The 22,488-nt window shown below is 69.5% G+C and carries 18 protein-coding genes; 11 read left to right on the forward strand and 7 right to left on the reverse strand.

Going from position 1 to position 22,488, the window contains the following annotated elements; all coding sequences use genetic code 11:
* The first annotated feature begins 149 nt into the window (after positions 1-149).
* From ACZ573_RS16755 to ACZ573_RS16765, 3 genes are read left to right on the forward strand one after another with little or no spacing between them, the layout of a single operon-like run.
* Positions 150-1,253: a helix-turn-helix domain-containing protein gene (locus tag ACZ573_RS16755; protein WP_471304440.1), complete on the forward strand. Its 1,104-nt coding sequence runs from the start codon at positions 150-152 to the stop codon at positions 1,251-1,253.
* 16 nt (positions 1,254-1,269) lie between these two features.
* A complete protein-coding gene (locus tag ACZ573_RS16760; protein WP_471304442.1) occupies positions 1,270-1,935 on the forward strand; it encodes a YdcF family protein in 666 nt (221 codons plus the stop codon).
* Complete coding sequence (locus ACZ573_RS16765; protein WP_471304445.1) at positions 1,880-2,671, forward strand: WbqC family protein; 792 nt, start codon at positions 1,880-1,882, stop codon at positions 2,669-2,671. Before ACZ573_RS16760 ends, ACZ573_RS16765 begins: the two co-directional genes overlap by 56 nt.
* Positions 2,672-2,974: 303 nt before the next feature.
* On the opposite strand, the gene ACZ573_RS16770 is transcribed toward ACZ573_RS16765, so the two are convergent.
* Complete coding sequence (locus tag ACZ573_RS16770) at positions 2,975-3,301, reverse strand: helix-turn-helix domain-containing protein (RefSeq protein WP_471304447.1); 327 nt, start codon at positions 3,299-3,301, stop codon at positions 2,975-2,977.
* A gap of 30 nt (positions 3,302-3,331) precedes the next feature.
* On the opposite strand from ACZ573_RS16770, the gene ACZ573_RS16775 reads away from it, so the two are divergent.
* The 4 genes from ACZ573_RS16775 to ACZ573_RS16790 all read left to right on the forward strand — a co-directional run bounded on the left by ACZ573_RS16775 (position 3,332) and on the right by ACZ573_RS16790 (position 8,333).
* Positions 3,332-4,462, forward strand: coding sequence for a site-specific DNA-methyltransferase (locus tag ACZ573_RS16775; RefSeq protein ID WP_471304450.1), 1,131 nt, complete (start codon positions 3,332-3,334; stop codon positions 4,460-4,462).
* A gap of 123 nt (positions 4,463-4,585) precedes the next feature.
* On the forward strand, positions 4,586-5,710 hold the full coding sequence (locus ACZ573_RS16780) for a hypothetical protein (protein ID WP_471304453.1): 1,125 nt from the start codon (positions 4,586-4,588) through the stop codon (positions 5,708-5,710).
* 44 nt (positions 5,711-5,754) lie between these two features.
* Positions 5,755-7,971 (forward strand): ATP-binding protein, encoded by a 2,217-nt coding sequence (locus ACZ573_RS16785; RefSeq protein WP_471304455.1) that lies wholly within the window; start codon positions 5,755-5,757, stop codon positions 7,969-7,971.
* Between the two features lie 29 nt (positions 7,972-8,000).
* Positions 8,001-8,333 (forward strand): winged helix-turn-helix transcriptional regulator, encoded by a 333-nt coding sequence (locus ACZ573_RS16790; RefSeq protein WP_471304457.1) that lies wholly within the window; start codon positions 8,001-8,003, stop codon positions 8,331-8,333.
* A 309-nt stretch (positions 8,334-8,642) separates the two neighbouring features.
* On the opposite strand, the gene ACZ573_RS16795 is transcribed toward ACZ573_RS16790, so the two are convergent.
* The 4 genes from ACZ573_RS16795 to ssd are packed head-to-tail and all read right to left on the reverse strand — an operon-like array spanning position 8,643 to position 12,560.
* Positions 8,643-9,419 (reverse strand): type II secretion system F family protein, encoded by a 777-nt coding sequence (locus ACZ573_RS16795; protein ID WP_471304459.1) that lies wholly within the window; start codon positions 9,417-9,419, stop codon positions 8,643-8,645.
* Positions 9,419-10,303, reverse strand: coding sequence for a type II secretion system F family protein (locus ACZ573_RS16800; RefSeq protein ID WP_471304460.1), 885 nt, complete (start codon positions 10,301-10,303; stop codon positions 9,419-9,421). Before ACZ573_RS16800 ends, ACZ573_RS16795 begins: the two co-directional genes overlap by 1 nt.
* Positions 10,300-11,448, reverse strand: a complete 1,149-nt coding sequence (locus ACZ573_RS16805) for a TadA family conjugal transfer-associated ATPase (RefSeq protein ID WP_471304462.1) — start codon at positions 11,446-11,448, stop codon at positions 10,300-10,302. The genes ACZ573_RS16800 and ACZ573_RS16805 overlap by 4 nt, the downstream gene beginning before the upstream one ends.
* Positions 11,445-12,560, reverse strand: coding sequence for a septum site-determining protein Ssd (gene ssd / locus ACZ573_RS16810; RefSeq protein WP_471304465.1), 1,116 nt, complete (start codon positions 12,558-12,560; stop codon positions 11,445-11,447). Before ssd ends, ACZ573_RS16805 begins: the two co-directional genes overlap by 4 nt.
* Before the next feature lie 539 nt (positions 12,561-13,099).
* Between ssd and ACZ573_RS16815 the strand changes: the two genes are divergently transcribed.
* Positions 13,100-13,975 (forward strand): HAD family hydrolase, encoded by an 876-nt coding sequence (locus ACZ573_RS16815; RefSeq protein ID WP_351147987.1) that lies wholly within the window; start codon positions 13,100-13,102, stop codon positions 13,973-13,975.
* Between the two features lie 407 nt (positions 13,976-14,382).
* On the opposite strand, the gene ACZ573_RS16820 is transcribed toward ACZ573_RS16815, so the two are convergent.
* Complete coding sequence (locus ACZ573_RS16820; RefSeq protein ID WP_390796453.1) at positions 14,383-15,204, reverse strand: Fic family protein; 822 nt, start codon at positions 15,202-15,204, stop codon at positions 14,383-14,385.
* Positions 15,205-15,313: 109 nt separating this feature from the next.
* On the opposite strand from ACZ573_RS16820, the gene ACZ573_RS16825 reads away from it, so the two are divergent.
* The gene (locus ACZ573_RS16825) at positions 15,314-16,336 is read left to right on the forward strand and encodes an ATP-binding protein (protein ID WP_471304467.1); all 1,023 of its coding nucleotides are present in this window, start codon (positions 15,314-15,316) and stop codon (positions 16,334-16,336) included.
* Here ACZ573_RS16825 and ACZ573_RS16830 read toward each other — a convergent pair.
* Positions 16,290-17,597, reverse strand: coding sequence for a polysaccharide deacetylase family protein (locus ACZ573_RS16830; RefSeq protein ID WP_471304469.1), 1,308 nt, complete (start codon positions 17,595-17,597; stop codon positions 16,290-16,292). The genes ACZ573_RS16825 and ACZ573_RS16830 overlap by 47 nt on opposite strands.
* Positions 17,598-17,833: 236 nt before the next feature.
* Here ACZ573_RS16830 and ACZ573_RS16835 point away from each other — a divergent pair, with 236 nt between their 5' ends.
* A complete protein-coding gene (locus tag ACZ573_RS16835) occupies positions 17,834-20,275 on the forward strand; it encodes a SulP family inorganic anion transporter (protein ID WP_471304471.1) in 2,442 nt (813 codons plus the stop codon).
* 160 nt (positions 20,276-20,435) lie between these two features.
* The gene (gene acs, locus ACZ573_RS16840; RefSeq protein ID WP_471304474.1) at positions 20,436-22,433 is read left to right on the forward strand and encodes an acetate--CoA ligase; all 1,998 of its coding nucleotides are present in this window, start codon (positions 20,436-20,438) and stop codon (positions 22,431-22,433) included.
* Positions 22,434-22,488 lie beyond the last annotated feature (55 nt).

The following is a 22,488-nucleotide window of genomic DNA, read 5'->3' on the forward strand; positions in this document are numbered from 1 at the left end:
GTCCGTCCAAAGGTCCGTCGGCTGGTGTCAGCACTCAGCCTGGACCTGCTCCAACGCTGCTGAAATGACCGCCTGTTGTACTTCCGTTGCACTTGTGTCCCCCCGCTCGTGCAGGCCGTGCTTCGATGACGGCAGGAAGGGAGCGACGTGTGGCGACCGTGCACCACTGGACCGGCCTGGAGGCCAAGGCCCTGCGTCTCGCGCTGCGGCTGAGCGTCCGAGCATTCGCCGGCCAGCTCGGCCTCGGCATCAGGACGATCTCCAAGTGGGAGAAGCTCCTGGCCGCGACCGAGCCCCGCCAGGACACCCAGGCGATCTTGGATACCGCCCTGGCCCGCGCGGATGCCGCCACCCACCTCCGCTTCGAGACGTTCCTGTCCGAAGCCGGCCGGACCACCCCTGCCGCCAGTGCCCGCAGGGTGACGGCCAGCGGGCCGCTGACCTGGGAGTACGAATCGTGGACCGAAGACCTCGACCGGGCCGTGGTCGCTCTCTCCCGGCAGGACTTCACCTTCGCCGACAGCCTGATCCGCCGCTGGCTCGGACGGTTCAAGCCGACCACCCTCGATGACAAGGGCCTGTACCTCTTCGCCCGCTCAACCGCCCTGCTGGGCGATCTCCAGCGCGACCGGGGGGCGGTTATCGGTCCACTGTCGGCCCAGCACTCCTACGCCTCGGCGAAGTCCCTGTTCGGGCAGCTGGACATCCCCCGCCGGGTCGCCCAGCTCGATCTGTCCCTCGCGGTCGTCGCGGAGATGTCAGGACGCCTGGAGATCGCCGCCCAGCAGTACGAGTCACTGGCCGTTGACGACCGGCTCTCCCGCCGGGACCGGGCCAGGGCCCGGCTGTGGGTGGGGACGGCCTTAAGCAAGGACGGCAACCACAGCTATGCCTCCCGCGTCATGCTCGCCGCGACCCGGGAGTTCGAGGACCTCGCCGAGCCCGAGGACTGGTCGGTTGCCCACCAGAAACTCGCCCTCGCCCACCGCGGGGCCGGCGACCTGACCAACGCCCTGCACTTCATCGGAATCGCCCGCAGCACGGCCGCGACAGACGCGCCGATGCAGCGGGTCCGCCTGGAAACCGCCCACGGCCACATCCTGCTGTCCGATCCCGCCACCCGCGATGATGGCCTTCACGTCCTCGACAAAGCAGCAAAGCTGGCCGGGCAGTTCGGCCTCAGCCACCAGCTGACCAGCATCGAGGGCATCAGGGCCATGAGCGAGGGGGGCTCCGGCCCCCGACGACGGTGACCAGGGAGAAGATCGCGTGACGGACATCCAGCAGACGATCACCGAGGGCCAGTGGCACAAGGCCAAGCTGATCTGGGACTACCACCAGATGGGCCACGACCTGGCCCCGGTGGACGTCGCGATCGGACTGGGCAGCCACGACCTCGGAGTCGCCGCGGCCACTGCCGACCTCTATCGCGCCGGCCTGTTCCCGGTCCTCGTGTTCACCGGCGGCAACAGCCCCACCACCGCCAAGGTCTTCCCTCGCGGCGAGGCCGTCCACTTCCGCGAGCATGCCCTCGAACTCGGCGTCCCCGACGAAGCGATCCTCGTCGAGCCGAACGCCGCCAACACCGGCCAGAACATCACGCTCAGCCGAGAACTCCTGGCCACGAACGGCATCACCCCGAAGACCGTCCTGTTGGTCTCCAAGCCGTATATGGAGCGACGGTCCTTCGCCACCGCCCGCAAGCTGTGGCCCGAGGTCGAGATCATCTGTGCCTCGGAGCCGCTCGAGCTGGACGACTACCTCAAGAGCATCGGCGACGAGAAGCTCGTCCTCGACATGCTCGTCGGTGACCTCCAGCGGGTGATCGAATATCCGAAGAACGGGTTCGCCATCCCCCAGGATGTCCCGGAGGACGTGCATGACGCGTACGAATCCCTCATCCGCGACGGCTTCACCAGCCGCCTCATCTCCTGACGTCCCAGTTCCGGGGAGGCTGTGTGCCATCCACCAGCCCAATCTGTTCCCTCGGCTGACGACACTGGCCAAACTGTTCGCGGCGGATACCTGGATCGTCCTCGACGACGTCCAGTTCACCCGCCGCGACTACCAGCACCGCGCCCGCCTCGCGGCCCTCGGAGACCCACAGGCATCACGGTGGATGTCGATCCCGACTTATCTGCCCCAGGGCCGACAGACACTCATCCGTGATGCCCTGATAGTTGACCCCGACCTTGCCCTGCGCCGAACCACGGCCATGCTTCAGCAGTACTACGGCGCCAGCCTGCACTGGCCCACCCTCACCCAGGCGCTGGAACCGATGGCGGCCGCCTTCGGCAGCAGCCGGACCGCGGCCATCGCCGAGACCTCCACCCGAGCCCTCCTCGACCTCCTCGGCTGGAAGGGCCAGATCCTCCGCAGCAGCGACCTTCCCGCCAGGCCGGGCCGGTCCCAGCGGCTCGCCGACCTCACCACCGCCGTCGGCGCACGCTCATACCTGTGCGGAACCGGCGGCATGAAGTATCTGGACGTGGCCCCGTTCATGACTCAGGGGATCGCCATCACCCCGTTCCTGACTCCGCCTGCCGGGGTTTGGGCTTCCGGACACCGGATCACTGTCATGTGGGCCCTAGCGACGCTCGGCCCCACCGCCGTGGCGGGGCGACTGCAAGCCGTCGCCGCGGCCCAAACCGCGCTGGCGACGACCGCCTGAGCATTCTTATCTGTAGCTCCCACACCCTCGAGGAGGAGAGGAATGTACTCAGCCGCGTACGGCTTCATCGGACCCTGACGAGATCTTCGTGAAGCGGGGATGCGCCACCGTGCGCCGGTGACGCTCGACACGGGTAACGGGACCATCGGCGGGTGTTGATGACGTCGTACGGGCAAGTAAGGCACGCGGGGACGAGCGAAACGCCGCTGGGGCGCGGCGGTCAGCTGGAGCGCATTGGGGGCGGTGCTACCGAGTACGAGCGCAGAGCGGGGCTGGCAGGATCTCGTTGAGCGGTAGGAGTCATCAGGAGCCAGTGGGTAGATCGGCCCGACCGGAGGTATCAGAGCTAGGGTCGCCGGACGCATGGAGATCACTTTGAGCGGGTGGACGGATGCTGGCGTACAGCTCGTCGAGCGACAGCCCAAGCTCCACGGCCAGAGCGGCGACGGTGAAGAATTCCGGCGTGAACGTGCGGCCCTTTTCGATGCTGCGCACGGTGTCGACAGAGATCCCCGCGCTGCGGGCGACGGCCTCGGCTGAGCGTCCGGAGGTGCGGCGGGCCTGCGTCAGGCGGAAGGCCAGCTCCTGTCCGCGGAGTTGGGCTGCGGGATCGAGCCTCCTTCGTGCCATGGGTGTAACTATACCTGTATAGTTACACCCATGACGGCGACCGCAGCGGCCCCTTCCCACAGTCGGCCCGAAGATGTGCTCCGGCTGAATGCCGTCTGCCCGTACTACACGATGTTTCCGTTGGACTTCCCGCTCCAGCAGCTTGCCGCCCACCCCGATGCCACTCGGGTGCTGGATCCGTTCTGCGGGCGGGGAACAACCTTGTACGCCGCGCGTCTGGCCGGGCTGCCGTCGGTGGGCATCGACATCAACCCAGTGGCCGCTGCCATCGCCCAGGCCAAGCTCGTCCAGGTCACCCCCGGCGCTGTGGTCCGACTCGCCCGGCAGATCCTCGACGGCAGCATGCAAGGAGAACTACCCGAGGGCGAGTTCTGGCAGTGGTGCTTCGAGCGCGAGACGCTCCACGAGTTGGTGGCACTGCGTGAAGCCTTGCTGGGGATGACCACACCGACGGCGGCCATGTTGCGGGCGGTCCTGCTAGGCATACTGCACGGCCCGCGGAACAAGAATCTCCCGTCGTATCTGTCGAACCAGATGCCGCGCACTTACGCCTCCAAGCCCGCATACGCGGTGAAGTTCTGGAAGAAGCGCGACATGGAGCCGGTGCGCATTCCGGCTCTGGAGGTCATCGAGCGGCGGGCCAAGCGACTGCTGGACGCGGCCCCGCTTGCCCACGGCGGCCGGGTTTACCTTGGCGACTCCGTCGAGACCCTCGGCAATCTGCGGCAGAAGTTCGATCTGGTTGTCACCTCGCCCCCGTACTACGGCATGCGCACCTATGTGGCTGACCAGTGGCTGCGCTCGTGGTTCCTCGGAGGCCCCCCCGAGGTCCTTTATGGAACGCATGGCCAGATCGCCCGCCAGCCGAACCAGGAGGCCTTCATCCAGGCCCTGGCCGAGGTGTGGGCCGCAACCGCTAGCCGCTGTCGTCAGGGCGCCCGGCTTGCGATCCGCTTCGGCGCTCTGCCCTCGGCTCGCACCGACCCGGAGCAGATGCTGCTGGCCTCTGTGAGGGAGGCGAAGGCCGGGTGGGTGGTCAAGGAAGTCCGACAGGCCGGCACGCCCCCCAAGCGCACCCGGCAGGCCGAGCAGTTCGGCAAGGCGGGCTCCGCCATCGACGAGATCGATCTCATCGCCGAGCTGGTCGGATTGCCTCACTGATCGGGTAACCCGGTTACTTTCCACAACTTCATAACGGAACGTCAGTGCCCCGTGGCATGCTGTGTAGACCAAGCGAGTGAACCACTTGCCTGTGACAACGCACTTGCGGTGTGGGGGAGATGCATGTTCGACGCGGACCAGATCAAGCAGCTTAAGCAGTTGATCGGCGATCAGGTCGAATCGGGTCGGGCCGAGTTGGACAAGCTGGTCGAGCAGGCACACGCCATCCGCTCCGAGGTCAAGGTGATCAGACCGCGGTCGGCGACATCGGTCGCGCTGATGTCCTCCGACGGCGGCAACAACAAGGTCGCCTTCAACCCCTTCTACCTTCAGGTTGTCCGCGTCGTAGACTCCAACGGCAAAGAGCTGTGCATGGAGGTGGTCTCCCCGATCGCCGATATCGACGGCCTGAGTCGTCGGCAGTTCAACGAAGACGGCAGTCCGTGCACCTCCCTGGGCAGGATGATGCAGGGGCTGGGTGTCGAGAGACTCCAGGCCCTGTCGCCCATGATGTCCGGCAAGTCGCCCAGCTGGGTGCAGGTCTTCCGGGACCTGTGTGAGTGGGCGACGCTGTATGACCTGATCTGTCACCGCGACTACGCAGTGGACACCTTGATCGTCCGCGACGGGCTGCTGCGCAGCAAGATCTTCCAGGGCGAGCTGTTCGTGAAGATGGGCGAGCAGATCTACGAGGCCATCGAGCGTATCTGGCGCCAGGACCGACGCAAGGTATGGCTAGTGGGACTGGCAAAGAAGACCCAAGTACTGGAGTACTACCGGCTGGCAATCTCACTGTCCGGCGTCTTCGACAACGGCTCCGCCTGTTTTGCCAAGGTCCCCGCCGAGATGCTGGAGAAGGCATACCTGTGGGACGAGTACACCCGCGACGTCAGGGATGACACCCCAGGTGAGAAGCCGAAATTCAACATCGGCTCGATGTATTTCGTGCGCTTCGGACCGTACTCCGGCGACCCCATCTGGACCGTGGACCTCATGTCCCGCCAGGACAGGGAAGCTCAGGCGATCTTCGGCTACCTACAGGCCGACGCGGTGGCCGGCTTTCCCATTCCGCTCTACCCCAACTGCATCCAGCAGGCCGACAGTTACTCCCGCGTCGCCGACCTGGACATGGACATCATCGAAGACCAGCTCGTCGACGCCGTCCGCGACCAGGTCGGCGAGGACAAGGCCCACATCATCGATGCCCTGCGGTTGGCCTCCGACGTGGCCGCCAACCGCTACGAGTAACACCTCTCACTGTCCGCACCGCATCCTGTGGAGCAAGAACCGTCATGAGCCTGTTCGAGCGCGACAAAGTCATCGGCACCTTCCGTGGCTTCTCCGAGGGCGGCATGGAGTTCCACGCCGATCTCGTCCTGCCGCACCACGACGACTTCCAGACCATGGCCATGCACGGCCAGTTCGTCCTCGTCCAGCTCGAACATGAACGAGAAGCCATCCTCGGGCGGATCACCACCATCGCCTCCCAGGGGCGCCTGGTTTCTCCCATCGGCGAGGACTACGCCACCCGGGCGGTGCGCGACCAGCGGCCCATCCCCGATGAGCTGCGCGAACGCTACCTGAAGTACAAGGTCGACATCCGCATCCTCGGTGTCCTTCGTATGGAGGGCGACAAGCACATCTTCGTTCCCAGCCACCGGCGACTCCCACACGTCGGCGCCCAGGTCGCGCTCCTAGGCGACGACCTGCTCGCCGAGGTCGTCAACGCGAAGGACACCGACGAAGGCGCGGTGCCCATCGGCTACCTCGCCTTCGGCGAATTCGTCTACGCCGGCAATGACAAGCGCGTGGGCGACACCTCCTGGATGCAAGTCCAGCAGCCCGCGATCATGCCGACGTTCCAGATCGACAAGCTCGTGGCTCGCCGTAGCTTCGTCTTCGCCCGCGCCGGCTTCGGTAAGTCGAATCTGGTCAAGCTGCTGTTCTCGGCCCTGTACGAAGGCCAGCCCACTGTCCCGCGCCGATCCGGCGAAGCCCCCGTCGGAACGATCATTTTCGACCCCGACGGCGAGTACTTCTGGCCTGACTTCAAGGGCCGGCCCGCCCTTTGCGACGTGCCGCACCTACGCGACAAGCTGGTTGTCTTCACCAACCGCAAGGGCCCCAGCGAGTTCTACCAGTCCTTCGTTGTCAACGGCGTCAAGCTGAACATCAAGGAACTGCAGGCATCGCGCGTGCTGGGCATCGCGCTGCCACCGGAGAAGCAGGATCAGCAGAACGTCGTCAAGCTCAAGTCCCTCGACGGACCCAGGTGGAACCGGCTTGTCGACCTGATTCACCGGGACAAGTACGGCGCCGACCGCTCGCAGGTGCAGGAGATCCTGAACCTCGAACCTGGCCAAGAGGCGGAGACTAACGCTGCGGTCAGCAATATGACCCGCGTCGTCAACGCCCTGCACGACCCGGACAGCCAGCTCCTCAGCAGCCTGAAGGACTGCCTTTCCCAGGGCAAGCTCTGCGTGGTGGACATCTCGCAGATGCGCGGTTCCCAAGGACTCCAGCTCGCCGGCGTGATCCTCGGCGACATCTTCGAGCACAACCAGAACCAGTTCACGGAGGCCGACCCGAAGTCCATTCCCACCATCGCTGTCATCGAGGAGGCCCAGTCCGTCCTCGGCGGTTCCAGCCAGAAGGAGGACGGCCCCTTCGTCTCGTGGGTGAAGGAAGGCCGTAAGTACGATCTCGGTGCCCTGCTGATCACCCAGCAGCCAGGCAGCCTTCCGCAGGAACTTCTCAGCCAGGGCGACAACTTCTTCGTTTTCCACCTGCTTTCGCAAGGCGACCTGTTGTCCCTGAAGAAGGCCAACGCCCACTTCTCCGAAGATCTGCTGGCCACCCTGCTCAACGAGCCGCTCGTCGGTAATGGCATCTATTGGTCCAGCGCCCCCGGCACCGACCGCCACGCGCGCCCCTACCCCATCTCTGTGCGCGTCCTCAGCTTCGAGGATTCCTACAAAATGGCCGACCCTGATTACTCCCTCCCGGCCCCTGACATCTTTGCTGCCCAGTCCCGGGCTGCCGTCGAGGAGCGACGTGCCGAAGCGAGGGCTGCCTCCGCCAGCCTCGCGGCCAACACCCCTCACGGCGCCAGCAGTACGTCGGGTGGGGATGACGTCTCGGTGGACGACAGTGCGATCGCGATCGTTCACCTGCGGGACAACAAGCCCGAGTTCCACAAACTGATCAACAGCAGCCGTGGCATCAAGTGGGGACGCATCGCCTACATGCTGGCTGAGAGGGCACCCGAATACGCTAAGCGCTCCAACTCCGGCTTTGACTGGGGCTTGAATCTGGTCAAGCAGGCACTCGATGAGCTGTATCCGGGGAAGTGGATTTCTGAAGCCCGCGAGGATCCCGCGAATCCCGGCAAGACCCCCAAGTTCGTGTTGCTCAGGGAGCATGCTGAAAAGAAGGAGCCGGACGCCCACGACAACCTGAGCGGCGCATTGTTCGACGCCGTACAGACTGAAGAGAAGCCTCCCTTCTAGACCTGTGCCACCACCAGGGACGGAGCGCTATGACGGTTCGCAGCCGTGGTGCCGCGTTGACCCGGGCTGAGATCGAACTCGTTGAGACCCTCTCAACCCGCTGGACGATACACATCCTGCTGATTCTTCATACATCCGACGACCCATGGCGCTTCGGCGAGATCCAGGAAGCCGTCTCCGGGATCTCCAATCGCGTGCTCTCCGGTCGTCTCGCCGGGCTGGAGAGCAGCGATCTGGTATCCAGGAACGTCACCGCGACCCGACCGGTCTCTATCACCTACCGGCTCACCGCCCAAGGGCGCCGAGTTGCTGGTGCCCTCGCTTGTCTGCGTGAGGTAGCCGAGAGCGGCGTCGACAGGTGATGTGTCGCGCCTGGCACCGAGGAACAACTGAAAAGCCATTCGATGCGCCCCACCCAAAGTGTGACCTCCGACACACCGACGCAGCCGAAAGCGACACAGTGGCCCTTCTGGATCAACTGCCGGTCGAAGACAGCACCCGGCTGTAAAGCGACACGACACCGTGGGACACGGCCAGTGCCGGGATAGACTTGGTGGACATCCCCTGGTCGCCCCCGCGCGCCCGCAACGCCGTCCGTACACGAAACCAGATGATCCTCATGACAACCTCCTGATGTATTCCCGCTGTTGATGCGTGTGGTCAATGCGACTTCAGGTGTTCGAGAGAAGTGCCGAGGCCATACCGATCACCACCGGCGCGACCCCGATCGCGAGAAAAGCGGGGAGAAAACACAACCCCACCGGCGCGGTGACGAGGACCGCCGCCCGCTGCGCCCGCGCTCCCGCCGTGCGGGCCCGGTCCTCCCGCAGCCCGGACGCGAGCCGGGAGACCGGCTCCGCCGCCGGCGCCCCCGTCCGCGCGGCCCGTTCCAGGCAGTCCGCGAGCGGCCGGGCACCCGGTATCTCCGCCAACCTCCCCCACCCGGCGCCCGGTTCGCCGCCGAGCCGCAGCTCCGCTCCGGCCCCCGCCAGCCGGTCGCCCACCGGTCCACCCAGCGACTCCCCCACCACCTCGGCGGCCTCCACCGGGCCCGCCCCGGCCGCCAGGCACGCGGCCAACAGATCTGCGGCGAACGGCAACTGACGCTCCGCCTCCCGGGGATCCGCTCCGGCCGGCGGCCGCGCCCTGGCCTGCCACCGCCGCACACCGAACGCGGCCAGGCCTCCGACCGCCGCGCCCGTCCCCCCGCCCACGAGCACCCAGCCCGCCAGCAGCGCCCCGGCCGGCCCGGCCCACGCGGCCACCACACCCCTCAGCGCGGAGCCGAACACCGGGGCGCGGTGCCCCGGTCCAGCTCCCAGCAGGGCCGCGGTCCGGCGTCCGGCCGCCCGCTTGCGGACCCGCGCCGTCACCGCCGACACCAGCCACAGCGCGACCACGGCCAGGCAGACCACGATCCCCAGCCTGTGGACGGCGAAGCCGCCCATCACCGCTCCCCCGCCCGGACGATCCGCCGGCACCACAGCAGCCCGACCGCCTCCAGCACCCCGCCGGCCAGCAGGCAGCCCCACCCCATCGGCGTGTGCAGCAGCACCCGCAGTGGATCCGCGCCCAGCCCGGTGCCGATCAGCAGTCCCACCAGCGGCAGCAGGGCGAGCACCACCACCGTCGACCGCGCCCCCGCCAACTGGGCCCGCAGCGACTCCTGCCGGTCCCGCTCGGCCCGCAGAGCCCCCTCCAGCCGTTCCAGTCCGGCGGCCAGTCCCGCACCGCCGTCCACAGAGACCCGCCAGCAGGCCGCCATCCCGGCCAGCCCTTCCGCCCCGGGCTCCCACGCCGCCTGGCGCAACGCACCGGGCACGTCCCCGCCGAATGCCGCGGCGGCCAGCACGCCCGTTTCCGCCGCCCCCGGCCCGCCGGGGCCGACGGCCGTTCTGCGCATCGCGGCCGTCAGCGCCTGCCCGGGCTGTGCTCCCGCCCGCAGCTCACCCACCACCGCCCCGCACAGGGCCACCACCTCGGCGGCCCGCGCCGCCCGGGCCCGCTCCCGCGCCCGTACCCGCAGCCACCGGCGCACCAGCGGCACCGCCGCCGCACCCGCCAGCAGTGGGATCACCGACCCGCCGAGCACCGCGACCACCAGCCCCGCCGCGAGGCAGACCCACTCCCGCCACCGCGCCGCCCGCACCCGTACGGCGACCAGCAGCCGCTCCCGGCGGAGCCGACCGGCCGGAACCACCCGACCGCCCGCGGCGAGCACCATCTGGGCCCGCCGGGACACCCGGTCGCCGCCGGCCAGCCCCCAGGCGGCCGCCACGGCGCACAGCACCCCGGCGAACAGCGGCACCGGCAGCCCCGCTCCCGCGCTCACCGGACGCCTCGCAGCAGCGGGCGAAGCCGTTCCCAGCCGCGCTCCCGTACGAAGCCCCGAGCGGCCCAGCGCAGCGCCGGTACGGTGACCACCAGTCCGGCGGCGTCGCGCTCCAGCACGTGCACCTCGGCCAGCCGGCGCCGTCCCTCCCGGTCCCGGACCAGGTGGAGCACCAGGGTCAGCGCCGCGGCCAACTGGCTGTGCAGGGCGGCCCGGTCGAGCCCGGCAGCCGTCCCGAGCGCCTCCAGCCGGGCCGGGACATGGGCGGCGGCGTTGGCGTGGACCGTCCCGCAGCCCCCCTCGTGCCCGGTGTTCAGGGCGGCGAGCAGGTCCGCCACCTCGGCGCCCCGCACCTCGCCCACCACCAGCCTGTCGGGCCGCATCCGCAGCGCCTGGCGGACCAGGTCAGCCAGGGTGACCAGACCCGCCCCCTCCTGGTTGGCCGGCCGGCTCTCCAGCCGCACCACGTGCGGATGGTCGGGGCGCAGCTCGGCCGAGTCCTCGGCCAGCACGATCCGCTCGCCGGGGCCGACCAGCCCCAACAGGGCGCTGAGCAAGGTGGTCTTGCCCGTTCCGGTGCCGCCGGAGACGAGGAACGACAGCCGGGCCTCGACCATGTCCCTGAGCAGCCGGTGCCCGCCCGGCGGCAGTGTCCCCGCGGCGACGAGCTCCTCCAGCGTGAACGCCCGCGGGCGGACCACGCGCAGTGAAAGGCAGGCCGAGCCGACCGAGACCGGGGGCAGCACGGCGTGCAGCCGGGTGCCGTCGGGCATCCGGGCGTCCACCCACGGCCGGGCGTCGTCCAGGCGCCGCCCCGCGACGGCGGCCAGCCGCTGGGCGAGCCTGCGCACGGCCTCGGCGTCGGCGAAGGTCACTCCGGTCAGCTCCAGCCCGCCACCGCGGTCCACCCACACCCGGTCGGGGGCCGCCACGAGCACATCGGTGACCTCCGGATCGGCGAGCAGTGCCTCCAGCGGTCCCGCGCCGACCAGTTCGGACCGTAACTGGGCCGCCACACCGAGCACTTCGGCGTCCCCGAGCAGTCTGCCCTGGGCCCGCAGGGCCGCGGCCACGCGCGCCGGGGTCGGTTCCGCCCCGCTCTCGGCGAGCCGCCTGCGCACCGCGTCCAGCAGCACCGCGCTCATGCCGGCACCCCCTGGGCGGAGCCGAGTGCGCGCTGCCAGAAGCCGTCGCAGAAGCGGGCCAGCGCGCCCTTTCCCTGTGTCCCCGGCGGTTCGCCCTCGGCCACCCGCCCCGGGAGTCCCACCTCGACCGGCACCTCCCCGGCCAGCGGTGCCCCCAACAGGTCGGCCACGGACTCCGGATCGAGGCCGCCCGGGCCGCGTCCCCGTACGACGACCCGCACGTCCCGGGCCACCATCCGCACCCCGGCCGCCACCCGGCCGGCGGCGGCCACCGACCGCAATTCGCCCGGCACCACCATCAGCACCAGGTCGAGCTGGGCCAGTACCTCGGCCACGGGTTCGTCGACCCGCCGCGGGAGGTCGACCACCACCACGCCGCCCCGGCGGCGCGCGGCGGCTACGACGGACCGGATCGCGGCGGGCGGCACCACCACCCGGTCACCGCGGTCCCAGCTGAGCACGCGAAGGTCGTGCAGCTCGGGCAAAGACTCCTCCAGCGCTCCCGCGCCGACCCGGCCCCGCGAGGCCGCGAAGTCCGGCCAGCGCAGCCCTTCGGCGCTCTCGCCCCCGAGGAGGACGTCCATGCCGCCGCCCAGTGGGTCACCGTCGATGAGGATGGTCCGCTCCCCGGCGCGGGCGGCCCGCACGGCGAGCGCGCAGGCGAGGGTGGAGGCTCCGGCGCCGCCGCTGCCGCCGATCACCCCCACGGCGAGGGCGGGCCGTCCGGCCCCCTCCACGACATCGGCGATGCGGTCGACGAGCCGGCTCTCGGCGTCCGGGAGCCGCAGCACCTCCTCGGCGCCGATCTCCACCGCCCGTTGCCACACGTGGGGGTCGTCCAGGTCCCGGCCGACGAGGAACACCCCGGCCCTGCGCGGTGCCCCGCGCACCCGTCGGGCTGCGTCGTCGCCCACCAGCACGAGCGGTGCGGAGTCCCATCCCGCGCCACCCGCCTCCCCGCCCGCCCCGACGGCCCCGCCCTGCTCGGGAAGCGCGTGGCGCACATGCGGTTCGGCACCCGCCGCGGCACACAGCCGCAGCAGGTCGTCGAGCAGCAGCGGGTCCTCGGTGATGATCAGCGGCCGCCCGCCGCCGGGTGCGGATCCGGCCATGGATGCGGCTCCGAGGCCCGCCCCGACCCCTGTCCCCCTTCCGCCGACCACGGACTCCGGCGATTCACACGACTTCGATCGCGCCACGATCTCCGCCCCCTTCTCACTGCAAATGCTTCCGCCACGGACTTCGCGGCTGGAATCACCGTGCAGCGATCAGGAAAAACAAGTGGATCTTGTTGGATAACTGTGGACAACCCCTCGGTTGTGAATAACCCGGTCACCCTCTCAGGTGAGTTCCGGAGCGCGGCGGAACCACTACGCACCGTAACGAGTCTGATGTGGTGAGGGCCTTCGCCGCGTCGGCCCCGCGCAAGAGGAAGGGCCGGAGGATGGTCACTTGGGGCCGAAGGCAGGGACGCGAACCGCGTCCGGACATGCGACGACCCCCGCCGGGGGGGAGAGCGGGGGTCGTCCCCACGGTCCGACTCGGGGGGGGAGGAGCCAGACCGGGTTAGCACGGTCGCGAACGATCCGTGACTTCCATGGTGTACCCGAGAGCCTTCTCAGGCAAACCCACGCGCCACACCTTACGCCGAATGGTGGGCGCATATGCTCGGGGCGTGGAAAATCAGCCCTTGCCGCACTCCTCGCCTCGTACCGCAGCCTTCTTCGACCTGGACAAGACGGTCATTGCGAAGTCGAGCACCTTGACGTTCAGCAAGTCCTTCTACCAAGGCGGCCTGATCAACCGGCGAGCCGTGTTGCGCACCGCGTACACGCAGTTCATCTTCCTGGCCGGCGGCGCCGACCACGATCAGATGGAACGGATGCGGGAGTACCTGTCCGCCCTCTGCAAGGGGTGGAACGTGCAGCAGGTGCGGGAGATCGTCGCCGAGACCCTGCACGATCTCATCGACCCGATCATCTACGACGAGGCCGCGTCCCTGATCGAGGCCCACCACACCGCCGGCCGCGACGTGGTGATCGTGTCCACCTCCGGCGCGGAGGTCGTCGAGCCCATCGGGGAGATGCTCGGCGCGGACCGGGTCGTCGCCACCCGCATGGTCGTGGGTGAGGACGGTTGCTTCACCGGTGAGATCGAGTACTACGCCTACGGCCCCACCAAGGCGGAGGCCGTACGCGAACTCGCGGAGTCCGAGGGGTACGACCTCACCCGCTGCTACGCCTACAGCGACTCGGCCACCGACATCCCGATGCTCGAAGCGGTCGGACACCCGCACGCCGTCAACCCCGACCGGGCGCTGCGGCGGGAAGCCGTGGCGCGCGAGTGGCCGGTCCTGGTCTTCAACCGGCCCGTACGGTTGAAGCAGCGCCTTCCCGGGCTGTCCATGCCGACCCGGCCCGCCCTGGTCGCCGCGGCGGCCGTGGGTGCGGCAGCCGCCACGGCGGGGCTGGTCTGGTACGCGAGCCGGCGCCGCGCCAATGCACTGGCCGCGGCCCGCTCTGCCTGAATGTCCTGACCTGCACGGATAAGGCATGTCCGGTTCGCCCTCGGTCGTCCCGGAAAGTAAAAAGTGGAGCCAGGGGTTTCGCATGACTCCGAAGCGGAGTACAAATAAAGCAACGGCCCGCGAGACCAAAGAACATCCGAGAGGATCATCTTTAAAACGCAGTAAGGCCCACGGACCGAAGCATGAGCGCCGAGCACCCACGCGACGTCGACCCGTCGATTACGGGCCAGCCGCACCAGGTAACGGGCAAAGACCCCGACCTGATGGGCAACTATCGAGGACGCTTGGTAACTGGGCGTAAATGCCAGCGGCGACACCAAAGCAAGACGGTGTCGCCGCAACCCATGTCCGGGGCCCGAAAGCCCCGGACACGCGGCTGAACGGGTGGAACGGATGGAACGGGCGGCTCAGGCCGCGCCGCGCTGCAGGGCCTCGCAGACCGCCGTCGACTCGCGGACACCCAGCTCGACCGCCCGGCCGCAGTGCGCGATCCAGGCGGACATGCCCTCCGCCGTCCCGGAGACGTAGCCCTCGAAAGCGGCCAGGTAGGCGTCGGTCCCCTGCTCCGCGTGGCCGACCTCCGCCGGGCAGATGGCCTTCGGGTCCAGGCCGCTGTTGATCAGGACGATCCGCTCGGCCGCCCGCGCGACCAGCCCGTTGTACGAGGCGAACGGACGCAGCGCCAGCAGTTCGCCGTGCACCACCGCGGCCGTGATCAGGGCCGGGGCGGAGCCGCCCGCGATGATCAGGCGGGACAGCCCGTCGAGACGGCCCGCCACCTCCTCGGCGCTCGGCAGCGGGAGTCCGACCAGGGGTTCGGTCACCGGCTCGCCCGCCAGCCGGGGGCGGCCCACCACATCGCCGTCCGCCGTCGACCCGCACGCCACCAGGTGCAGCCGCGCCAGGACCCGCAGCGGCGACTGCCGCCAGATGCTCAGCAGCTGGCCGGCCTCCGCCGTGAGCCGCAGCGCCGCGCCCACCGTCAGCGCTTCCGGCTCCGACCCGAAGTCGGTCCGGCGGCGCACCTCCTCCAGCGCCCAGTCCGCACCGGACAGCGCCGCGCTGCCGCGGGCACCGCGCAGGGCGGCCTCCGAGGTGATCTCACCGCTGCGGCGGCGCATCACCCGGTGCCCGTAGACGCGGTCCACGGCCTTGCGTACGGAATCCACGGACTCGGCGACACCAGGCAGCCCGGCCAGGGGGACCAGCGGGTCAGAAGCGCTACTCATAAGTAGGGAGCCTACGCACTGCGCACCCATAGCACCGACCCCTCCTTGGAGTGGTCTTCTTCACTCACCTTGACAACACAGTGCTATCGAGCCACTACTCTTGGTGAACATGAAGATCGCTTTCGTAGGGAAGGGCGGCAGCGGCAAGACGACCCTGTCCTCCCTCTTCATCCGCCACCTCGCCGCCAATGAAGCCCCGGTCGTCGCGGTGGACGCCGACATCAACCAGCACCTGGGCGCCGCGCTCGGACTCACGGAGGAGGAGGCCGCCGAACTGCCCGCCCTCGGCGCGCACCTGCCCCTGATCAAGGAGTACCTGCGGGGGTCCAATCCGCGCATCGCGTCCGCCGCCACGATGATCAAGACGACCCCGCCCGGCCGCGGCTCGCGCCTGCTGCGCGTCACCGAGGACAACCCGGTGTACGAGGCCTGCGCGCGCACGCTCCTGCTCGACGGGGAGCCCGTACGGCTCATGGCCACCGGGCCGTTCACCGAGGCCGACCTGGGCGTGGCCTGCTACCACTCCAAGGTCGGGGCGGTCGAGCTCTGCCTCAACCACCTGGTCGACGGCCCTGACGAGTACGTGGTCGTCGACATGACGGCAGGCTCGGACTCCTTCGCCTCCGGCATGTTCACCCGCTTCGACGTAACCTTCCTGGTCGCCGAACCGACCCGCAAGGGCGTCTCCGTCTACCGCCAGTACAAGGAGTACGCGCGGGACTTCGGGGTCGCGCTCAAGGTCATCGGCAACAAGGTGCAGGGCCCCGAGGACATCGAGTTCCTCCAGGACGAGGTGGGCGAGGACCTGCTGGTCACCGTCGGGCACTCCGACTGGGTGCGGGCGATGGAGAAGGGCCGGCCGGCCCCCTTCGAGCTGCTGGAGGCGTCCAACCGGTTCGCCCTCCAGGAGCTCCAGGACGCCGCCGACGACTCGTACGCGCACCGCGACTGGGCCCGGTACACGGAGCAGATGGTGAGCTTCCACCTCAAGAACGCGGAGAGCTGGGGCAACGCCAAGACCGGGGTCGACCTGGCGGACCAGATCGACCCCGGCTTCGTCCTGCGCGAGGGGGCCGAGGTGCTCGTCAGCCCTCGTCCGCACTCCCCCCGGCCGGCTCCGCAGCCGGCTTGACGCCTGCGGGGGCGGTCGGCGCCGCCGGCGGCCCCGCGGTCAGGAACTTCGCCCAGCCCTCCTTCGGCGCCTCGCCGACATCGAGGGTGCGCATCCACTCCAGGGCCTTCGGGTCCTGTGCGTCCAGCCAGTCCGCCAGCTCCCGGAACGGGACGCAGCGGACCTCCTTCTGGGTGCACATGGTCTTGATGGACTCCTCGACGGCGCGCATGTAGGTGCCGCCGTTCCAGGACTCGAAGTGGTTGCCGATGATCAGCGGCGCGCGGTTGCCCCGGTAGACGCGATCGAAGGCCTCCCGCAGGCCGTCGCGCATCTGGTCACCCCAGTACGCGTGCTGGGAGGGGTCGCCCTGCGAGGTCGTCCCGGACTGGTTGACCATGTAGTTGTAGTCCATGCTCAGGGTGTCGAAGGCGCGCCCCGGCATGGGCACCAGCTGGAGCGGGATGTCCCAGAGCCCGTCGGTCTTCTTGGGCCAGATCTGCTTGCTGATGCCGCTGGAGTCGTAGCGGAAGCCCATGTCCTTCGCCGCCAGCATGAAGTTCTTCTGGCCCTCCAGGCAGGGCGTGCGGGCGCCGATGAGCTCCTTGTCGTAGTTGAAGGGGAGCGCTTCCTGGTCCTTCAGGCCGGAGTTGGTCTTCCAGTTCTTGACGAAGGACTTGGCCTGGTTGATCTCGCTCTTCCACTCCTCCACGGACCAGGTGCCGACGCCGCCGTCGGGGCCGCAGAAGTGCCCGTTGAAGTGGGTGCCGATCTCGTTGCCCTCCAGCCAGGCCGAGCGGACCTGGGTGGCGGTGTCCTTGATGCCCTGGAGATCGCCGAAGCCGATGTCGGAGCGGCCGGGCTCGTGCTGCGGCGCCGTATAGAGGGAACGTTTCTCCTCCGGGAGCATGTAGACGCCGCTGAGGAAGTACGTCATGCGGGCGTTGTACTTCTTGCCGACCTCGCGGAAGTGCGAGAAGAGCTTCTGACTGTCCTCGCCCGCCCCGTCCCAGGAGAACACCACGAACTGTGGCGGCTTTTCGCCCGGCTTGAGCTTCTGCGGCTTCTGTACGTTCGGCTGCATGCCGGTGTACGCGGTCGAACCGTCACCGATGGGCCGGTTGACGCTGCCCGGGGCCTCCGGGGCGCCGGCCCCCTTCAGCGCGTTCGGGGCCCCTGGGGCCGGGGACTTGGCGGGTTCCGAGGTGCTGCACCCGGCGGCTCCCAGGACCAGCGCCGTGGCGACCAGGCCGCCGGCGATCTTCTTCGTGGCGGCGATCATCCGCCCCACCTCTCCCTCGCAGTTCCATCGCAGGACTTCCGCGCCGCAACGTCCCATGCGGTCCGCTCTGGAGAAGGTATGACAAGCCGTACAAAATGCTTAATCACTCTTGAGTGCTAATTTGTACGCCATTTGCCCGTATTATTCACCATTCACCTTTACTCTCCATTACCATCCATTTACCGAGTGTTGAGACTCCCGCCGCTTCATCCCTCCCCCCGAGGAGACGGGAACCTATGACAGCCAGCTCCCCCTCACGCACCACCCCAGAGATCCGCAAGGACCTCCCCGCAGACCTCTCCGCCTCCATCGCCGTCTTCCTGATCGCCCTGCCCCTCTCGCTCGGCATCGCCCTGGCCACCGGCGCCCCGCTCCAGGCGGGGCTGGTCGCCGCGGCGGTCGGCGGGATCGTCGCCGGGTGGCTCGGTGGCGCCCCGCTCCAGGTGAGCGGTCCCGCCGCCGGGCTCACCGTGGTCACCGCCGAGTTGATCCAGCACTACGGATGGCGCACCACCTGCGCCATCACCGTGCTCGCCGGCCTCTTCCAGCTCGGTCTCGCCGCCCTGCGCACCGCCCGGTCGGCGCTCATGGTCAGCCCGGCCATCGTGCACGGTCTGCTCGCCGGGATCGGCGTGACGATCGCTCTCGCCCAGCTGCACATCGTGCTCGGCGGCAACCCCCAGAGCTCTGCTGTGGCCAACGTCCGCGGGCTGCCGGCCCAGTTGGCCGATCTGCATCCGGCGGCACTCGGCGTCAGCGCCCTGACCCTGGCCGTCCTGCTGGCCTGGCCGTGGCTGCCCGGGCGGACCGGCCGGGTCCTGCGCAAGGCCCCCGCCGCGCTGGCCGCCGTGGCCGCGGCCACCGCTGCCGCCGCGCTGTCCGGGCTCGCCCTGCCCAGGGTGGACCTGCCGTCCTGGCGCAGCCACGCCCTGCCCGAGCTGCCCGACGGCCCCGTCCTCGGCATCCTCGCCGCCGTCCTGACCATCGCCCTGGTCGGCAGTGTGCAGTCCCTGCTCTCCGCGGTCGCGACCGACAAGCTGATCGCCTCCGAGCGGCGAACGGGCAACCGCCCGCCGCGCACCGACCTCAACCGCGAGCTGTGGGGGCAGGGTGCGGCGAACATCGTCTCCGGCGCGCTCGGCGGACTGCCCGTCTCGGGTGTGGCCGTCCGGAGCGTGGCCAACGTCAAGTCCGGTGCGGTCAGCCGGAGATCGACCATGCTGCACGGCCTCTGGGTGGTACTGGCGGCCGGCCTGCTCGTCCCGGTCCTGGACCTGATCCCGCTCGCCGCGCTGGCCGCCCTGGTGATGGCGGTCGGCGTGCAGATGGTCAACATCACGCACCTGCGCAGTGTCACCCGGCACCGGGAGATCCTGGTCTACGGCACGACCATCGTCGCCGTGGTGCTCGGCGGGGTCCTGGAGGGCGTGGCCATCGGTATCGCGGTGGCCGTCGCGCTGGCCCTGTACCGGCTCACCCGGACCCGGATCACCGTGGAGCAACTGGACAACGGGGCTCACCGGGTTCGGGCGCGCGGGCAGTTGACCTTCCTCGCGGTGCCCCGGCTGAGCCGGGTGCTGAACCAGATCCCGCACGAGGGGCACGCGGTGGTGGAGCTGGACGGCTCGTTCATGGACCACGCGGCCTACGAGACGCTGCACGACTGGCAGGATTCCCATCTGGCGCACGGGGGCTCGCTGGAGGTCACCGGCCGAGCCGGGTCGTCTGCGCGACTGCCCGAAGCCGTGTCCGCAACCACGACCGCAACCGCGTCCGGCGACGGGCCCGCCGACGGAAGCCACGACGCGGACCGGTCTCGCCTCGCGCCGCAGCGCGGCGTGCACCAGTGCTGCCGCCCCTGGACGCCCTGGCAGAACCACTGCGACCACCGCCCCGCGGGTACCCGTACGATCACCGCCGCGGACGCGGCCGAGGCAGCCGCGGCGGCCACCGAGGCGAAGACGCAGGCAGCCGACGGGCAGGCCGGCTCACCCACGCCCCGGCGGCGCGGCGCGGGCCAACTGGCCAGTGGGATCGGCGCCTTCCAGCGCGACACCGCACCCCACGTACGCGACGAGCTGGCCCGGCTGGCCCGCGAGGGGCAGCGGCCCTCCCAGCTCTTCCTCACCTGCGCGGACTCCCGCCTGGTGACCAGCATGATCACGGCCAGCGGGCCGGGCGACCTGTTCACGGTCCGCAATGTCGGCAATCTGGTCCCGCTGCCCGGCGCGGAGTCCACCGACGACTCCGTCGCCGCGGCCATCGAGTACGCCGTGGACGTACTGCAGGTGGACAGCATCACGGTGTGCGGGCACTCGGGGTGTGGTGCCATGCAGGCCCTGCTCTCCTCCGCGCCCGGCGACCCGATGACCCCGCTGCGGCGCTGGCTGAAGCACGGGCTGCCCAGCCTGGAGCGGATGGCCAGCCGCCACCACGCCTGGGCCCGGATCTCGGGCCGGCTCCCGGCGGACGCGGTGGAGCAGCTGTGCCTGACCAACGTGGTCCAGCAGCTGGAGCATCTGCGGGCCCACGAATCGGTGGCCCGGCGGCTCGCCGAGGGCACCCTGGAGCTGCACGGGATGTACTTCCACGTGGGCGAGGCGCAGGCGTACCTCCTGTCCGAGGGCGAGGACTTCTTCGACTGCCGGGTCTTCGACAGCGTGGGCCAGCACGCCTGAACCGATACCCTCCCGTATTCGTGCAATCGTTTGGCCCCTTCCCGCCCCCTGCAGCGGGGAGGGGCCATTCGCACTCCGTTCTCGCGCGGGCCAGGCCGTGATATAGGTCTAAACCAATTCTCGGCTACCCCTTGTCACCTGGGCCGCTGACTGATGAGCTATGCCCGGGGACACAACGGACACCCTGGGAAAGGGAGATGTCGTGAGCAATGAGAGCCTGGCCAATCTGCTCAAGGAGGAGCGGCGGTTCGCACCGCCCGCCGATCTGGCCGCCGCCGCCAATGTGACCGAGGCTGCGTACGCACAGGCCGACGCGGACCGGCTGGGCTTCTGGGCCGGGCAGGCCCGGCGGCTGACCTGGGCCACCGAGCCGACCGAGACGCTCGACTGGTCGAACCCGCCCTTCGCGAAGTGGTTCGCGGACGGCAAGCTGAACGTCGCGTACAACTGCGTGGACCGGCACGTCGAGGCCGGCAACGGCGACCGCGTCGCGATCCACTTCGAGGGCGAGCCCGGCGACAGCCGCGCGATCACCTACGCCGAGCTCAAGGACGAGGTCTCCAAGGCCGCCAACGCCCTGACCGAGCTGGGTGTCGAGGCCGGCGACCGGGTCGCCGTCTACCTGCCGATGATCCCCGAGGCGGTCGTCGCGATGCTCGCGTGCGCCCGCGTCGGCGCCGCGCACTCGGTGGTCTTCGGCGGTTTCTCCGCCGACGCCGTCGCCTCCCGCATCCAGGACGCCGACGCCAAGCTGGTCATCACCGCCGACGGCGGCTACCGCCGCGGCAAGCCCACCGCCCTGAAGCCCGCCATCGACGAGGCCGTCGCCAAGTGTCCGCAGGTCGAGCACGTGCTCGTCGTGCGCCGCACCGGCCAGGACACCGCCTTCACCGAGGGCCGCGACGTCTGGTGGCACGACGTGGTCGGCCGGCAGTCCGCCGAGCACACCCCGCAGCCCTTCGACGCCGAGCACCCGCTCTTCATCCTCTACACCTCGGGGACCACGGGTAAGCCCAAGGGCATCCTGCACACCTCCGGCGGCTACCTCACGCAGGCCGCGTACACCCACCACGCCGTCTTCGACCTGAAGCCGGAGACCGACGTCTACTGGTGCACCGCCGACATCGGCTGGGTGACCGGGCACTCCTACATCGTCTACGGGCCGCTCGCCAACGGCGCCACCCAGGTGATGTACGAGGGCACCCCCGACACCCCGCACCAGGGCCGGTTCTGGGAGGTCGTCCAGAAGTACGGGGTGACCATCCTCTACACGGCGCCCACGGCCATCCGTACGTTCATGAAGTGGGGCGACGACATCCCCGCGAAGTTCGACCTGTCCAGCCTGCGCGTGCTGGGCTCGGTCGGCGAGCCGATCAACCCCGAGGCCTGGATCTGGTACCGCAAGCACATCGGCGGCGACCGCTGCCCGATCGTGGACACCTGGTGGCAGACCGAGACCGGCGCGATGATGATCTCCCCGCTGCCGGGCGTCACCGCCACCAAGCCGGGCTCCGCACAGCGCGCCCTGCCCGGAATCTCCGCCACCGTCGTGGACGACGAGGCGCACGAGGTCCCGAACGGCGGGGGTGGCTACCTGGTCCTCACCGAGCCGTGGCCGTCGATGCTGCGCACCATCTGGGGCGACGACCAGAGGTTCATCGACACCTACTGGTCGCGCTTCGAGGGCAAGTACTTCGCGGGCGACGGCGCCAAGAAGGACGACGACGGCGACATCTGGCTGCTGGGCCGGGTGGACGACGTGATGCTGGTGTCCGGCCACAACATCTCGACCACCGAGGTCGAGTCGGCCCTCGTCTCGCACCCGTCGGTCGCCGAGGCGGCCGTGGTCGGCGCCAACGACGAGACCACCGGTCAGGCCATCGTCGCCTTCGTCATCCTGCGCGGCAGCGCTTCCGAGACCGAGAACCTGGTCGCGGACCTGCGCAACCACGTGGGCAGCACGCTGGGCCCGATCGCCAAGCCGAAGCGGATCCTGCCGGTCCAGGAGCTGCCGAAGACCCGCTCGGGCAAGATCATGCGCCGTCTGCTGCGCGACGTCGCGGAGAACCGCGCGGTCGGTGACGTCACCACGCTCGCCGACTCCTCGGTCATGGACCTGATCCAGAGCAAGCTCCCGGCCGCGGGCAGCGAGGACTGAGGCACGGGCCGAGGCCCACCGCCCAGGACGGACCGAGACACCCGGAACGCACGGG

The sequence above is a fragment of the Streptomyces sp. NPDC040545 genome, assembly GCF_055595065.1.

Excerpts from the sequence above, each read along its gene's own strand:
- ACZ573_RS16765 (WP_471304445.1), top strand. The coding sequence starts at position 1,880 with ATGACGCGTACGAATCCCTCATCCGCGACGGCTTCACCAGCCGCCTCA.
- ACZ573_RS16770 (WP_471304447.1), bottom strand. The coding sequence starts at position 3,301 with ATGGCACGAAGGAGGCTCGATCCCGCAGCCCAACTCCGCGGACAGGAG.
- ACZ573_RS16775 (WP_471304450.1), top strand. The coding sequence starts at position 3,332 with ATGACGGCGACCGCAGCGGCCCCTTCCCACAGTCGGCCCGAAGATGTG.
- ACZ573_RS16780 (WP_471304453.1), top strand. The coding sequence starts at position 4,586 with ATGTTCGACGCGGACCAGATCAAGCAGCTTAAGCAGTTGATCGGCGAT.
- ACZ573_RS16785 (WP_471304455.1), top strand. The coding sequence starts at position 5,755 with ATGAGCCTGTTCGAGCGCGACAAAGTCATCGGCACCTTCCGTGGCTTC.
- ACZ573_RS16790 (WP_471304457.1), top strand. The coding sequence starts at position 8,001 with ATGACGGTTCGCAGCCGTGGTGCCGCGTTGACCCGGGCTGAGATCGAA.
- ACZ573_RS16795 (WP_471304459.1), bottom strand. The coding sequence starts at position 9,419 with ATGGGCGGCTTCGCCGTCCACAGGCTGGGGATCGTGGTCTGCCTGGCC.
- ACZ573_RS16805 (WP_471304462.1), bottom strand. The coding sequence starts at position 11,448 with ATGAGCGCGGTGCTGCTGGACGCGGTGCGCAGGCGGCTCGCCGAGAGC.
- ssd (WP_471304465.1), bottom strand. The coding sequence starts at position 12,560 with ATGGCCGGATCCGCACCCGGCGGCGGGCGGCCGCTGATCATCACCGAG.
- ACZ573_RS16815 (WP_351147987.1), top strand. The coding sequence starts at position 13,100 with ATGGTGGGCGCATATGCTCGGGGCGTGGAAAATCAGCCCTTGCCGCAC.
- ACZ573_RS16820 (WP_390796453.1), bottom strand. The coding sequence starts at position 15,204 with ATGAGTAGCGCTTCTGACCCGCTGGTCCCCCTGGCCGGGCTGCCTGGT.
- ACZ573_RS16825 (WP_471304467.1), top strand. The coding sequence starts at position 15,314 with ATGAAGATCGCTTTCGTAGGGAAGGGCGGCAGCGGCAAGACGACCCTG.
- ACZ573_RS16830 (WP_471304469.1), bottom strand. The coding sequence starts at position 17,597 with ATGATCGCCGCCACGAAGAAGATCGCCGGCGGCCTGGTCGCCACGGCG.
- ACZ573_RS16835 (WP_471304471.1), top strand. The coding sequence starts at position 17,834 with ATGACAGCCAGCTCCCCCTCACGCACCACCCCAGAGATCCGCAAGGAC.
- acs (WP_471304474.1), top strand. The coding sequence starts at position 20,436 with ATGCCCGGGGACACAACGGACACCCTGGGAAAGGGAGATGTCGTGAGC.